The sequence below is a fragment of the Rhodopirellula halodulae genome (assembly GCF_020966775.1).
GTDB classification, from domain to species: Bacteria; Planctomycetota; Planctomycetia; order Pirellulales; family Pirellulaceae; genus Rhodopirellula; species Rhodopirellula halodulae.
In genome coordinates this window covers 1,200,562-1,214,629 of sequence record NZ_JAJKFV010000029.1, presented here as the reverse complement: position 1 = coordinate 1,214,629, position 14,068 = coordinate 1,200,562, and the positions used below count along the sequence as shown (strand labels likewise).

General features: G+C 56.0%; 11 protein-coding genes. 7 read left to right on the top strand and 4 right to left on the bottom strand.

Annotation, left to right across the window (positions count from 1 at the left end; genetic code table 11):
• The first annotated feature begins 491 nt into the window (after positions 1 to 491).
• Entirely contained in the window at positions 492 to 1,064 is a 573-nt protein-coding gene (locus tag LOC70_RS17330) for a helix-turn-helix domain-containing protein (protein ID WP_007329551.1), read from the top strand.
• Positions 1,065 to 1,219: 155 nt separating this feature from the next.
• On the opposite strand, the gene LOC70_RS17325 is transcribed toward LOC70_RS17330, so the two are convergent.
• On the bottom strand, positions 1,220 to 2,233 hold the full coding sequence (locus LOC70_RS17325; protein ID WP_230255248.1) for a 6-bladed beta-propeller: 1,014 nt from the start codon (positions 2,231 to 2,233) through the stop codon (positions 1,220 to 1,222).
• Positions 2,234 to 2,577: 344 nt separating this feature from the next.
• On the opposite strand from LOC70_RS17325, the gene LOC70_RS17320 reads away from it, so the two are divergent.
• Both LOC70_RS17320 and LOC70_RS17315 read left to right on the top strand, forming a co-directional pair.
• Positions 2,578 to 4,425, top strand: a complete 1,848-nt coding sequence (locus LOC70_RS17320; RefSeq protein WP_230255247.1) for a SpoIIE family protein phosphatase — start codon at positions 2,578 to 2,580, stop codon at positions 4,423 to 4,425.
• Between the two features lie 74 nt (positions 4,426 to 4,499).
• A complete protein-coding gene (locus LOC70_RS17315; protein WP_230255246.1) occupies positions 4,500 to 5,630 on the top strand; it encodes a Gfo/Idh/MocA family protein in 1,131 nt (376 codons plus the stop codon).
• A 65-nt stretch (positions 5,631 to 5,695) separates the two neighbouring features.
• Here the strand turns inward: LOC70_RS17315 and LOC70_RS17310 are convergent, their stop codons facing one another.
• Positions 5,696 to 6,613, bottom strand: coding sequence for a hypothetical protein (locus LOC70_RS17310; RefSeq protein WP_230255245.1), 918 nt, complete (start codon positions 6,611 to 6,613; stop codon positions 5,696 to 5,698).
• A 195-nt stretch (positions 6,614 to 6,808) separates the two neighbouring features.
• Here LOC70_RS17310 and LOC70_RS17305 point away from each other — a divergent pair, with 195 nt between their 5' ends.
• Entirely contained in the window at positions 6,809 to 7,369 is a 561-nt protein-coding gene (locus LOC70_RS17305) for a Uma2 family endonuclease (protein WP_230255244.1), read from the top strand.
• Positions 7,370 to 7,434: 65 nt separating this feature from the next.
• On the opposite strand, the gene LOC70_RS17300 is transcribed toward LOC70_RS17305, so the two are convergent.
• A complete protein-coding gene (locus tag LOC70_RS17300; RefSeq protein ID WP_230255243.1) occupies positions 7,435 to 8,796 on the bottom strand; it encodes a GIY-YIG nuclease family protein in 1,362 nt (453 codons plus the stop codon).
• 281 nt (positions 8,797 to 9,077) lie between these two features.
• Here LOC70_RS17300 and LOC70_RS17295 point away from each other — a divergent pair, with 281 nt between their 5' ends.
• The 3 genes from LOC70_RS17295 (at position 9,078) to thiC (ending at position 12,133) form a co-directional block, all read left to right on the top strand.
• A complete protein-coding gene (locus LOC70_RS17295; protein ID WP_230255242.1) occupies positions 9,078 to 9,521 on the top strand; it encodes a hypothetical protein in 444 nt (147 codons plus the stop codon).
• Positions 9,506 to 10,651, top strand: coding sequence for a DUF4272 domain-containing protein (locus tag LOC70_RS17290; protein ID WP_230255241.1), 1,146 nt, complete (start codon positions 9,506 to 9,508; stop codon positions 10,649 to 10,651). The genes LOC70_RS17295 and LOC70_RS17290 overlap by 16 nt, the downstream gene beginning before the upstream one ends.
• Positions 10,652 to 10,807: 156 nt before the next feature.
• Positions 10,808 to 12,133, top strand: coding sequence for a phosphomethylpyrimidine synthase ThiC (thiC, locus tag LOC70_RS17285; protein WP_315857274.1), 1,326 nt, complete (start codon positions 10,808 to 10,810; stop codon positions 12,131 to 12,133).
• A 155-nt stretch (positions 12,134 to 12,288) separates the two neighbouring features.
• On the opposite strand, the gene LOC70_RS17280 is transcribed toward thiC, so the two are convergent.
• Positions 12,289 to 13,647, bottom strand: coding sequence for a Gfo/Idh/MocA family oxidoreductase (locus LOC70_RS17280; RefSeq protein ID WP_230255240.1), 1,359 nt, complete (start codon positions 13,645 to 13,647; stop codon positions 12,289 to 12,291).
• Positions 13,648 to 14,068: the final 421 nt, after the last annotated feature.

The window sequence follows — 14,068 nt, the reverse complement described above, 5'->3', positions numbered from 1 at the left end:
AGGATGACGTTCTCGAACGTGGATGGCGAGAATCACCTGAACACTGCCAACGGGCGATCTCAGCCGATCGTTCCGCTTCAGCAGATCGTATTGCATGAACCAAACGTCAGGATGACGCGTGGTAAATGAAACGAGTGTGATGTGGCGGAACGCTGGGCCGAGTGTCACTTGGGGGCTTTCTATGTTCTTCCCGTCGATTGCATGCCCATGCAGTCGTTTTGAACCGACTCATTACATTTTCATCGCGAGAATCCCGAATCGGAAAGCGTTCAGCAGGACGCGAGCCGGCAGGCCCAGACCCAGCGTTTGAGATCACTGAAACCATCAATGGTCGCACGACCCACCGTGCAATCGATTGGTCCAAAACGACAACTTTTTCGTCGTGGATAGGTTTTGGGGAAAGATGACGAACGAAGGGCCACAGGGGCAATGGTTACCGACGCACCATTGTTCCAAGGGAAGAATCAACGAGGCGTTTTGGAGCACCTAGTATGAAGGTCTTCACAACTGGACAGGTCGCCAAGATCTGTAAAGTTGCCCCACGAACTGTTAGTAAATGGTTCGATTCGGGGCGTTTGAAAGGCTACCGCATTCCCGGATCGCAAGATCGCCGGATCCCGCGGGAGTATTTGATCAAATTCTTGAAAGAGCATGGTATGCCCTTGGGCGACCTGGAAGACGAAGCCATGGCCAAGTGCCTGATCGTCGCCCAGGACCAAGTTCTGATCGAGAACCTGAAGCGTGAATTGCCACCAGAGAAATCCTTCAAAGTCGCTGTTGCAGCCAGCGGATTTGAAGCAGGCATTCAAGCCGAAAGCTTCAACCCAGACTGCATCATCGTGGACTTCTCGATCGGCAAGATCGAAGCAGTTCAGATTTGCCAAAACCTGCGTAAGAACATCGACTTCACCGACATCGTGTTGATCGCGTTGTTGCCAGACGATGGCCAGCCAATGAGCTTCGATCGCAGCAGCATCAACGAAACGTTCAAAAAACCGTTCGACGCCCACTTGTTGGCTGAACGTTTGCGAACTCTCGTCGGAGCCAAGAAGGAATTGGTCTGAGCCCAAAGGCTTTTGCCAATGGCCCTTCAGCCACCTCGCCTCGCACCCTTCACGTGGACCCGCCCACGTGAAGGGTGTTTTCATGCGCAAGTACCGCACAGAGACGACTCGAACCTCTCACGGTTCGCGTTTGTATCCGAAACGCATTGAGAAACTCACTGCAATCGCCGCAGCTTCATCAGCCGACCGGAAACATTCCAATCCTGGACGTACAGATTGCCGTCGGCATCCCAGTTGGATCCATGCGTGCCGCTGAACACACCCTCGATCCATTCCGCTTGCGGGATGTTGTAGCTGCGTCCCCGTTTTGGATCGGGATTGAATCCCAGCACCGCGATGACGGTGTTGGATCGATCCAACACCACACAACGCCCCTTCAAGTCGGGAACCGAAACGTAGTCGCCTTGGATCGCAACCGAGGTGGGTTCGCCCAGCCCCGTCACCACTTCGCCGATGAACTCGCCCTCCAGCGAATAGTGCAACAAACGTCCCTTGGGTTTGTGATTGCGGTCGCAGATCAATAAACGATTTGGCTCGTACCGGGTGTCCAACGTCATTCCGTGTGCGGTGTTGAACTGCTTCAGACCGTTGCCTTTTTCGCCGAAGTGACTGAGGTACTTTCCATCGGAATCAAACCGAAAGATATGGTTGCTGGCATATCCATCCGAGAGGTAAATGTCACCGTTCGGAGCGACCGTGATCGCGGTGGGGCTGAACCGCTTTAGGTCCAACCCCGATTCTTTCGGGAACGGCAGTCGCAACACGACTTCACCGCTCTTGGCATTGAACTTGATGCCTTCGGCGTTTTTGTTGCGAGCCCCATAAATAAATTCTTGATCGCCTTCTTTGCGAATCTCGATGTCATGCAGATTGGTGTAGTCGTCTCCTAAGAACGAGTGCACCACCTCGCCTTCGGGTGTGAACACAAAAACACCTTGGTCCGCACTGGTATAAATGTTTCCTTGCTCATCCACCGCAACACCGCCATGGGTGGGACCAGTCGACGAGTTTCCATCGGGCCGCAATCCCCATCCGGGAACGGTCTCAAACGCCATGGAACCATTGCCCATTCGGACCGGTTCGGTCGCGGAGATGTCCGGGGCGGCACCAGCGAACAACAGAACGGCAGCGAGTCCCTGCCATAACAGCCTCACGGATGATTTTGACATCGGGCTCGATGAGTTGCGAAACCGCCGATGATGGTCGTTTGAAAACATCTTAGGGTAACTCCGTGCTGCAGTGCGTGGACACAAAGGTAAAATGAACGCCGTCCAATGTATCCGGTGCGGCAGCATGGCGTGGGAACAAACATCTTCGAACGGAGTAAGATCCTGCCTCGTTTTGGGTTTCTTCTGAACCAGCTACACTAGAGCCCGCTTGGGATATCAGCGGCTAATTCAGCCACCGAAACCGCTGTCCTTCGGTCCCGAGTTCCCACAGCATTTTCCAGGTTCAGCTGCGATGACGGACGTCGCAGATTGCCTCGCCGTGAACGCCATTTTCTCGTGATCCCATGGCCCATCTGACCTCTTCAATTGACGGCAATCCTTCGGGCACATTCCAGTTGAATCGCGATGACATGCAGATCGGACGGCACCCGGATTGCGACATCGTTGTCGACGCCGGTGCGGTCAGTCGCTTCCATGCGAAGATCCGTCGTCAAGGAACCGAATTCGCTGTGGAGGACGCGGGCAGTCGCAACGGCACATTCGTCAACGGCAAGTTGTTGGCCCGACCGCATGTCCTCACCGAAGGAGACCGCATTCGAATCAGCGATGTTGTTCTGGTCTTTCATGGGGACGAAACTCCTGGGTTCGCCAGTGCAAGTGGCAGCGGCGAAATGAGCTTTGATGGATCCAGTTTTGGGATCCTGATGGTGGACGAGACCAGCACCAAGCAAATCACCGGTCCCAAAGTGGAGTTCCGCTCCGGGGACGACGGTCTAAAGATGACCGCGACGGCCGAAGCGAAGCTGGCGGCTTTGATCGCGATCAACAGCAACCTCACCGGCGCCATCTCAGTCGACGAAGTATTGCCAAAAGTGCTGTCCAGCTTGTTCCAAATTTTTCCATCAGCCGATCGCGGATTCGTGGTGATGGAAACAGCCGAAGGGGCGCTGGTTCCTCGCTGGGTGCAGATGCGCAACAAATCCGACGATACCGAGACGGTTCGCATCAGCCGGACAATCATCCGTCAAACGATGGAAACCGGTCACACGATCCTTTCGTTGGACGCGATGGATGACAGTCGTTTCGACAGCAGCGAATCGATCGCGGACTTTTCCATTCGTTCCATGATGTGCGCACCGCTTCACGACGAAGACGGCAAAGCGATCGGCGCACTGCAAATCGACTCCACCCAAGGCCGCGGACAATTTCGCGATGAAGACATCGACCTGCTGACCGGCATCGCGGCGCAAGCCAGCGTTGTGATCAACAACGCCCGCATGCACGAGCAAGCGCTTCGCCAGCAAGAAGTCGAACAAGACCTTAAGTTGGCAACGGAGGTGCAACATGCTTTTCTGCCCGCTCACGCCCCCACGGTCCCGACCTATCACCTTGAAAGTTTCTACCAAGCCGCCAATCACATCGGCGGAGATTACTTTGACTACGTTGATTTGCCCGACGGACGAGTCGCGGTGGTGGTCGCAGACGTGGTGGGGCACGGCGTGGCGGCAGCGATGTACATGGCGAAACTTTCCGCCGAAACACGATTCTGTTTGGCCAGCGAACCTGATTTGGCCCGTGCTGTCGAACGCCTGAACGATCGCATGAGTGCCCTGGAAGTCCAAAGATTTGTGACCTACCTGCTGGTCGTCATTGATCCGAACAGCAACGAGCTGAAGATCGTCAACGCGGGACACATGCCGCCGATTTTGCGAGACCACGCGACGCAGGAAATCTGCGAACCAGGCGAAGAAGACTCCGGGTTGCCGATCGCAATCGATGAAGGCATGGAATACGCGGTCACAACCGTTCCCATGCATGCCGGCGACTTGGCCGTCATGTACACCGATGGGTTCAGCGAAGCACTGAACTTGAAAGAAGAGGAATGGGGCACGGATCCCATTCGCAACATTGTCTTGAAAACGCAACTCAAACCGAACGAACAGGATTCCGATGCTTCGCTGGCCAAATTGGTCAAAGACGAAATCGTGCGGCAGGCCTTCGAACACATGGGCACTGCGGTGCAGTTCGACGACATGTGCTTGGTCATCATCGAACGCACGGAAAACGCGGACGGCGATGTCTCCGGTTCCATTTGCGAATCGTTGCAGTCTTCTTCCCAAGGAGAACGTGAGCAATCCGAGACGATCAACGAACTGGACATCAACGACACTCTGCCAGCGGATGTGACCTGACCTGCGTTTCAGTCGTCTCGCATTTCGCTGTATCCACCAATTCATCCTACCTTTCACTCTGAATAAACGACCACATGACGAAGTCGATTTGCCGCTGGGGATTCTTGGGCGCCGCCAACATTGCACGAAAAAATTGGAAAGCCGTTCGGATGAGCGGCAACGGTGTGGTCGCGGCCGTCGCCAGTCGTGATGTGGAACGTGCCGAAGCCTTCATCCACGATTGCTCGCTCGAATGCCCGCCGGTCATCACCGACGAAAATGGAAACGCAGAACTGACTCGACCAGAAGCAGTTGGCGACTACGAAGCGTTGCTGCAACGCGACGACATCGACGCGGTCTACATCGCGGTCCCCACATCCCATCGCAAAAAATGGGTGCTCGCCGCCGCCGCCGCTGGCAAACATGTGCTGGCGGAAAAACCATTCGCGGTGCATGCAGACGACGCGAAGGAAATGGTGGACGCCTGCCGCGATGCGGGCGTGAACCTGATGGACGGTGTCATGTTCGACCACTCCGCGCGATTGCCTGAGCTGAAGCACACACTGACCGACCCCAATGTGTTTGGCGACTTAAAGCGAATCCAAACTCACTTTTCGTTTTGCGGTGACGACTCGTTCGAAGAAGCCAACATCCGCGCCGCAGCAGACTTGGAACCTCACGGTGCCCTTGGCGACTTGGGCTGGTACTGCATTCGGTTCACCCTTTGGGCCGCCGGCGACCGTTTGCCCAAGATGGTCAGTGGGCAATCCACCGTTCGATTGGACGACGGACGTGTTCCCGGCGAATTCCAAGGCGAGATGCGTTTCGATGACGGATTGACCGCCGGATTTTATTGTTCGTTCTTCTCGGTCAACCAACAAACTGCGACGCTATCAGGCAACCGCGGCTACGTGACGCTGGACGACTTCGTGCTGCCATTCAATGGCTCGGAGTCGAGCTGGCAATCTCACCAGCATGAACTCTTTGTCGACAATTGCCGCTGGAACTTTGGTAAACATTCACGTCAACATGGTGTCACCGAACACGCCAGTGGCGAAGCCGATTCACAGGAAGTGCGCATGATCCGGCATTTCGCGAATCAGGTTCTTCATCACCAAACGGATTCGCGAGCCAGCGACATCGCCCTGAAAACACAACTCGTTCTGGATGCACTCCGCCGCAGTGATGCGGACGAAAGCCGCTGGGTCGAGCTGGAAACCGTCTGAGCGAGTTTTTTCAACCCGCGAAGGAACCGGCCATCGAATTTGCTCAGCCGAGAATCCCAACCGAATCAGTTGGGCTTCTCGTAGAACTTGGTGATATCCAGTTCTTGTTTCTGCTCTTGCTCCATCAACTTCAAACGCGATTCCAAACGCTCGATGCGTCGCAGCAGTTGTGGAATGGTGTCACGGTCTTCTTCAACGCGAACGGGTCGCGGAACTGGCGGATACCCCAGATGTCGCTGCATCGCACCAAACAGATAGATTGGGTCCTTTTTGCGGTTCGCCATCGCGATGCGGCCTTCTTTTTCGCCGAATAGAAACGGCCCTTTCCCGTCCAGCGGTTGATCCGCCTCTTTCAAACGACGCTCATATTCTTCGCTGGCCAGGAATAGCAAATCCGCCAAGTCGACCAATCCCACTTGTGCCCTCAAACGCAACAACCATTTGGACCACTCCGCATCGAAGACCGGATCCTGGCTCATCACAGCCAACCCGCCGTCGTATCCCAGGCGGTTCCGTGAGAGCGTTTCGAACTGAAAGAAGAAGAAGCCGCAACGACTGTGTTGGATCATACTCTCGGGCGTCGCGTCCTTTCGACTTCGCTGCATTCCGCTGCCCGGATGCACAACACCTTCTTCTGCTACCTCCAACTGCTCACTCATTTTGGCACGAAGTTCAGCATCCGCCTGCAGAATTTGCAAAGCCAAATGGATGGTGAAGCGACCAGATTCTTTCTCCGACTCTTCGATCAGATAGGTCTGAAAAGGCGAGAAGTAGTGAGCCATGCGTTTCATGGCGGGGCCCATCAAACCGCTGTGCCGCAATTCAGTCAGCATGAACTCGATCGCCATCGGCAAACGCGTCGTCGCCAACAACTCATACCGCAACTGCTCCAGCAACTCCTGCATCGGAGTTTGCTCGGCAATGCGTTGTTTCAACAAGTCAAACAGATAAGCCTGTTCAACGTATTCATCGTGCGGCAGCATCAAAGAAGGCTTTCAAGAAAATCAGAGTCACATTTCGAACTAGCTTAGCGGATTGTCGGCCGACTCGAATCAGCCGGCAAAGGTCGCAGATCGCTCGTCTTGCAGAGCTTCGTGAAATCGCTCTTCCCCCCGTCTGCGATACCCGCAGCACGATGAAAGACAGAGTATCCCAAGACATTCCAGGAATTCCGTGAGATGAGCTCCGCACTGCAACTGTCACTCGAAGAATACGATCGCATGATCGATGCGGGTGCGTTCGTGGGCATGGACCGACACATCGAACTGATTCGCGGTGAATTGCGACAGATAAACCCAGCAGGACCGGTTCACGGGGACCTGATTATGTACTTGGTCGATTGGTCTCACGATCAGGCGGACCGTTCTGCTTTTCTTGTCACAGGCCAGTCTGGCGTGAACATGCCCGAGGTTGGCAGTCGTCCCGAACCAGACGTGTTTTGGATTCATCGCAGACGTTATCGCGACCGGCATCCTGGCGTGAGTGATGTTGTTCTCGCGATTGAAGTGGCTGACTCAAGCTTGGATTATGACCTGGGAGAAAAAGCTGAGCTCTACGCCGAGGCTGGCTTGTGCGAATACTGGGTCGTCGACGTCCCGCATCAACAACTGCACATCATGCGTGAACCAAACGGTCGCAGCTACGCCGATCGAAAGTTATTTCACATCGGTGATTCCGCGTCTCCGCAGATCCAACCGGAAGCGGCACTGGATCTTCGAGATCTATTCGAAGGAGAATAGAGACGGACCGGCAACACTGGTGGCGTCGCCCTCTTGAAAGACATCAGGCCGCTTCGCGACCTTACTCAAAGCACTTCCGCGCGGTGGTGCGAAAGTCGGTGGTAGCGCCGACCGGCACCTTCGGGTGCAAACGTTTGCTTGAGCTCACTGCGATGCTTCCGAAACCAAGAAGCGACCACCGCCACGCTGTGTGGCTGATCGACTCGCACACGTTGGTGCCGCGTCCCCAAGAGCGATTGCCATTTCTTCAGCGTCGGACGCAAACGCTGGTACTGATCTCGGTCTTTGGGTGCGGCTGCGACATCGATGATCTCGCCGCTTCGAATCAGGTACCAAATGGAACAAGCGTCATAGCCGGTTGCGGCGTAGATGAACGAGAAATCACGACGCGCATCGGCTAAGTGAGATAGCTTGCGAGCGGCGTACTCCAACGACTTCAAGGTATCTCGCGCGCGAGACGCCAATTCGTATTGGCGGTTGGTGGATGCCGACTCCATCAAATCTCGGACGGCGATGAGAGGCTCGTCATTGAAGCCATCCAAAAAACTTTGTGCCGAGTTGACTCGCTGCAGATAATCTTCGCGAGAACAAGCCGCCGCGCAGGGTCCCAAACACGTTCCGATCTCCAAACGCAGACATCCCGGCCGTGGGTTCAAATCAAACAGCGACAACTGTTCCTGGAACTGGAAAACTGTTTGTTGACTGCAATCGCGTAGTTGAAAGGTTTTGTTCAACGCATCGACCACCGATCGCATTCTCTCCGCGCCATAGAATGGCCCTTCGATCGCAACGCAATCGTTGGTCGGAGGCGAACCCGCCAAGAAGAATGTCTCCGCCGGCTTGCGTCCCAAGCACAGATAAATTGGACGTTGACGATGCGGCACGCCCTGAACGTTGAACCGCGGTGTCCATCGACGGATCAATTGCAACTCTCGCAGTCGTGCCGCGAAATCACTGGGTTGAGTCTCCCACTGAATGGCCCGCGAATGCTCGATGATCCGGCCGCCCTTTTCCTTCGCCGCCGCCTCGCCGAAATAGCTCATCAGCCGGTGTCGCAACGAACGGCTTTTGCCCACGTAGATCAGCTCCCCGTGCCGATCGAACATGCCGTAAATTCCGGGCACTGGTGGGCAAAGCGCTCGAACTTTGTCACGAAGGCTCTTCGGATCGTTCGCCCCGACCATGTCGCCGGGCCGGTCGCCGTAAGGGTCCAACGGATCGGGACCAAAGCCTTCGATCAAGTGCGAAGAGATCGCCGGCACCGGGACTCGCACACCGCTCGGGCAGCGGTCCAAATTCACCGACGATCGGCGTTCCCCCAAATTCGCGTCGGACGGTGTGCTGGACTGGACGGAAGTGTCATCGGAAGCCGTCTTTGATTCCGCCGGTAAATCTGCAGGCTCTCGATACAGGTCGAGCGGCGTCACGGGCTCGCAAACGCGGTCGGTGGGCTGATCCAGCAAATCGGCTGGTTGAGAATGCCTTTTCTTGCGCCTTTTGCGTTGTGCCACCATCCCTGATTCCACGTTCGTCCTTGGAAACGCGCCGCCAGCCTAATCGCTGCGAACCTTCGAATTATGCCAGTTTCACAGGCAATCTCCAAGCGGAATCTCTCGCAGCTCCTTGGCGGGGACTTCTCTTTTTGACGATTTTGGTGTTCAATAACGCACTTCCCTTTCACCCCACACATGCTGCGCCCTGACGCTTTATGGCTACCGAGCAAACCGAAGATACCCCCAAAGAAGAAGCCCCTGTCGAAATCGTCCTTCGTTACAACAAAGAGGACACCGACGAGCATGGTTTCGCGTCGGTTTGGAACGTTGCATCGGCCACCTGCGATGGTGACACCGAACGCACTCGCGACATGGCTGGCCGAATGCTGGGTTTCCTTTGCAAAAAGGATTACGAGCACGTGGTTTGCAGCTCGACCGACGCCGCCTACTTGGACGAGTGGTTCGAGCGTGACAAAGCGATCCTTTACAACTGGAAAGCAGACAGCGAAACCACCGACGCGATCACTCAGCACGCATACGTTCCCGCGGCGGCGATGATCAGCTTCCTGAAACGTGAAAAGTTCAAGCCAACCGCGAACTACAGCCCTCGTCGTGCCGACCGAGTGGCTTGGTTCCAGGAAAAATGGGGCATTGGCTGAGCCCAATGGGCAGTTCGCCTGATCCCTCTCTCGAAACGACTTGTTTTGCGATCTCGACGGTCCTCGAACCGTCGGATGAACACGCGGGGCTTGATAGCGGGTCGCTCGTGGAGCTTGACCCGGACGCGACGGAAGACCTGCTGGAGGAATGCTGGGTTCAACTCAGCGACAATTCCGCTGCACCGTCGCCTCTCGCCGGACCGCTTCAGCGGCACCTTCAACGTGCCAAACACGTGTACCGGATGAGCGAACCTGCCGGTGCCTCCGACCAAGCCAACACTCCGCTAGCACAGCATTGGCAGGACTGGGCTTGGAAAGCCAACGTGCTTTGGTATCACCCGCCCTCAGACACCACTCCGGCGAAACTATGCGATCCGGCTGGCCGTCAACTTCTCGGCCCAGGCACGTTTGACGAGCAGGCAGCGATCCCGTTCCTACCGGAATCTCGCCAGCGTCGTCTGGAATCGGAGATGACGCTACGGAACCGCAACTTGGATCCAGTCGAGGGCACGGCTCCTTTGCCGAGCACCTGCGAAACGCAAACCATGCAACCGTCGACGGTTGCACGCCGCATGCTCGGTCTTTTTGCCGTCGCCGCTCGAGCCGAAGCCATGGCCAATGGACAAACGCTGGATCTCGAGCGAGTTCGCCAGCGTTCTCCGCTCGCGGCCGAATCCTTGTCACCTCGCGAAAAAGACTTTTTCGATTTGGTTTCGCCTCCACCGGAAATGGTCGACGAAGCGGCGTGGCGATACGAATCGTTGCAAACACTCCAGTGGGCTCTGCAAATGTTGCCCGATTTGGAATGGCCCGACCAGCGGTGCGACCTGGAAACGGTGTTGCGTTTGATCCTCACGCTACCGCACGAGGACATGATTCAACAAGCGATCCTGCGTCCCAAAGAAGAGCTCCTACGTGCGGCGGATTTGCACGTGTGCCTGTGGTGGAAGCTGGCGTTTGAAGGAGCGGCGGGAAACGAGATTCCGGCGGGACTCGACCCGGGCGTGATTGCCGAACGAGTCCACGCGTTGTCGTGGGTTCTGCAGCTATCAGGAAGCGTCCCGAACGAAGCAGCCACCCTCTCGTGGGATCAAATCGGTCGCGAAATTGACGGTGGAATCGTCGGCTAGTTCGACGCTTTTCCCGCCCGACCGGAGCGTTTCGCAGGTGACATTTTGCAATGAATGCGGCGTCCCTGACGCGAGTTGCGGCCTACTCGATTCAGCGGTACTGGCGTATAACGTTCTTGAACCCAATTGCACTCCGAACACTCGAGTTTCAATCGCATGACTCAGCTCCTGTCTGCCCGAGCGGGCGAAATCACCCCCGAAATGGAATACGTCGCGAAACGCGAAGACCTGCCAGTCGAGCTGATCCGCGATGAGGTCGCAGCGGGACGCATGGTGATTCCCGCCAACAAGGTTCACGCCGCTGGCGTTTTGGAACCGATGGCGATCGGGATCGCAGCCAAGTGCAAGATCAACGCGAACATCGGCAACAGCGCCGTGACCAGCAACGTTGGTGAAGAACTCGAAAAGCTTCACACCGCCGTGCACTTCGGCGCCGACACCGTCATGGATTTGTCGACCGGCAAAGACATCGACAACATCCGTCGCCAAATCATCGCCAAGAGTCCTGTGCCGATTGGAACCGTTCCGATCTATCAGATGCTGGAAGAACTCGGTGGCAACATCGAAGACATGACCGCCCAGCATTTCCTTGACATGGTCGAACACCAAGCCAAACAAGGTGTCGACTACATGACCATCCACTGCGGTGTCAAACTGGAGCACCTGCACCTGACGGTCAATCGCGTCACCGGAATCGTCAGCCGCGGTGGTTCGCTGATTGCAAAGTGGATGATGGCTCACAACAAGCAAAACCCCTTGCTGGAAGCCTTCGACGACCTTTGCGACATCATGCGTGAATACGATGTCACCTGGTCATTGGGCGATGGATTGCGTCCCGGCTCGATCGCCGATGCCTCGGACGACGCTCAATTCGCCGAACTGGATGTCTTGGGCGAATGCACCAAACGCGGTTGGGAAAAAGGAACCCAAGTCATGGTCGAAGGACCGGGCCACATTCCTTTGGACCAAATCCAAATGAACATCGAACGTCAAATCGAAGTTTGCCACGGCGCTCCGTTCTACGTCTTGGGCCCATTGGTCACCGACATCGCTCCTGGTTACGACCACATCACTAGCTGCATTGGCGCCGCAAACGCGGGCATGCACGGGGCGGCCATGCTTTGCTACGTGACCCCCAAAGAACACCTGGGCTTGCCCAACGATGAAGACGTCAAGCAAGGCGTGATTGCTTACAAGATCGCGGCTCACTCCGCCGATGTGGCACGCCAACGTAAAGGCGCCCAGGATCGCGACGATGCACTTTCCAAGGCTCGCTTTGAGTTCGACTGGAAAGAGCAATTCCGTCTTTCCCTGGACCCCGAAACGGCCCAGCGATACCACGACGAAACGTTGCCGCAAGACACGTTCAAGAGCGCCCACTTCTGCAGCATGTGCGGACCGAAGTACTGCTCGATGAAGATCACCGAAGACATTCGCGAAATGGCAAAAGAGAAAAAGCTGGTGGAACTGCCAACCACCTAGGCCGCTTCCATTTCATCGCACCAAAAACTAAACGCCGAGCGGGCTCGACCTGCTCGGCGTTTTTCGTTTTTCTTTGGATGATTGCACAGGCCCGACGCTCAGATGCGTTGCCACATCACGCAACGAACTTGGCGTGCGGCGCAGTGATCAGGGGATCAGATCGTGTAATACTGCTCCCATCCCTTGCGAGGCTCGTGACCTTTCAGCAATTGGTTCGCCGTTTCGTTGTTCGTGATCTGCTGAGTTTCCGTATCGAACTTCAGCGTTCCACCTAATCGTTGGGCGATGCATCCCAACATGAACACTTGCGTCAACGGCCCCGATACCGCGAATTTGGAATTGCATTCTTCCTTGCCCATGGCTGCGAGCAAGAAGTTCTTCATGTGGTTCTGATTGGTCGTTCCGTGAGGCACCTCGGGTGCATCTCGCGATTCAGTTTCGGTCAAGACACTGAGTTTCGCGCTGTGCGTGCCGCCTAAGAATGTGCGATCATCGCTGTAGATCACCTTTCCACACGCGGGCACCGACTTTCCTTTCGGCAACCCTTCTGGCTGTGGAGGCTTGTTGCCCACGCCATCGTGCCAATTGATCGACATCGCGGGCATGCCCGGTCCGCGTTCAGCGAACTCAAAGGCGATGGTGGTCGCCATGGGATAAATGAACTTGTTCGGCCCTTCCAATTTGTCCGCCCGAACTTCGTACGGCAAACCAAGCTTCAGGAAACGGTGCACCGTGTCCAAGGTGTGAGGCCCCCAATCACCGAAGGCTCCGTTGCCGTAGTCGTACCAACCACGCCAATTCCCAAGATCCAGACGCTCGCTGTAATCGCGAAGGGGAGCGGTTCCCGTCCACACATCCCAATTCATTGAAGCCGGCATCGCTTCCGCCTGCGGGTAGCCCTGGACGTTGCCCCATGGGTGCCAGCGACGCCCTTTGTTCATGCAGGCATCGACCCGACGAACATTTTTGATAAAGCCATCCTCAACCCAAGCTTCGAACTGCAACCGTTGCGAGGAAGAGTGGCCTTGGTTCCCCATCTGACAAACCGCGTTGTATTTCTTCTCGGCGGCGATCAGCAACTCGCATTCTTCGAACGTATGTGCCAAAGGTTTCTCGACGTAGACCGCCACACCTTCGGAGATGGCTCGCATCGTGATGGGAAAGTGAGTGTGGTCTGGGGTGCCAACGGTGCAGGCGTCCAGCTTGTCACCCATCTCATCGAACATCTTGCGGAAGTCGTCATAGACCTTCGCGTTTGGATGGTCCTTTTTGAACTTGGCGGTTCGCTCTGGGTCCACGTCGCAAAGCGCGACAACGTTCACCATCCCCGACCTAACCGCGTCATTTCCGATCGCGGCGCCGCGATTGGTGCAACCGATGATCGCGAAATTCACTTTGTCGGTGGATTCCGCCGCCTCGATGCCATGAAACCCCATTGTTCCCAAAGCGGCCGACGTGGCCGCAGCTGACTTGATGAAGGAACGTCGAGTGATTGTTGGTTTAAATTGACTCATGCTTGAAATTCAGATCATAGGAAGGGGATCAGCGACGTATGGTGAGACCACGTTGCGTTTTGACCGATATTCGCCACCGGCGGCACAGCCAAACGACGTTGCAGCTCATGGATCATCGCGAGTTCTGCTTGTCTAGGTCCGCACAGCAACCGCTGGAAACCAAGCAGACACAGCGAGCAAGGATTCTCACGCATGAGAACACGCATGCTTTCGCGACGCCCGATGGTTACGAGGGAAACCAGGCGGCGAGACATTTTACACGAGAAAGGATCGCGTTCCGCCGGCTTTGCCAAACTGGGCAGTCAGTTTTGGCTGAGATGAACGAAAAGCAGCGTGATCGAATTGACTGCCGTGAGCGAATCATCCGGGATTCTTCGCGGGGGGCATTCTTCGCGGGGGCGTTGATCGTGAGAGCACTGTT

Excerpts from the sequence above, each read along its gene's own strand:
- LOC70_RS17330 (WP_007329551.1), top strand. The coding sequence starts at position 492 with ATGAAGGTCTTCACAACTGGACAGGTCGCCAAGATCTGTAAAGTTGCC.
- LOC70_RS17325 (WP_230255248.1), bottom strand. The coding sequence starts at position 2,233 with ATGTCAAAATCATCCGTGAGGCTGTTATGGCAGGGACTCGCTGCCGTT.
- LOC70_RS17320 (WP_230255247.1), top strand. The coding sequence starts at position 2,578 with ATGGCCCATCTGACCTCTTCAATTGACGGCAATCCTTCGGGCACATTC.
- LOC70_RS17315 (WP_230255246.1), top strand. The coding sequence starts at position 4,500 with ATGACGAAGTCGATTTGCCGCTGGGGATTCTTGGGCGCCGCCAACATT.
- LOC70_RS17310 (WP_230255245.1), bottom strand. The coding sequence starts at position 6,613 with ATGCTGCCGCACGATGAATACGTTGAACAGGCTTATCTGTTTGACTTG.
- LOC70_RS17305 (WP_230255244.1), top strand. The coding sequence starts at position 6,809 with ATGAGCTCCGCACTGCAACTGTCACTCGAAGAATACGATCGCATGATC.
- LOC70_RS17295 (WP_230255242.1), top strand. The coding sequence starts at position 9,078 with ATGGCTACCGAGCAAACCGAAGATACCCCCAAAGAAGAAGCCCCTGTC.
- LOC70_RS17290 (WP_230255241.1), top strand. The coding sequence starts at position 9,506 with ATGGGGCATTGGCTGAGCCCAATGGGCAGTTCGCCTGATCCCTCTCTC.
- thiC (WP_315857274.1), top strand. The coding sequence starts at position 10,808 with ATGACTCAGCTCCTGTCTGCCCGAGCGGGCGAAATCACCCCCGAAATG.
- LOC70_RS17280 (WP_230255240.1), bottom strand. The coding sequence starts at position 13,647 with ATGAGTCAATTTAAACCAACAATCACTCGACGTTCCTTCATCAAGTCA.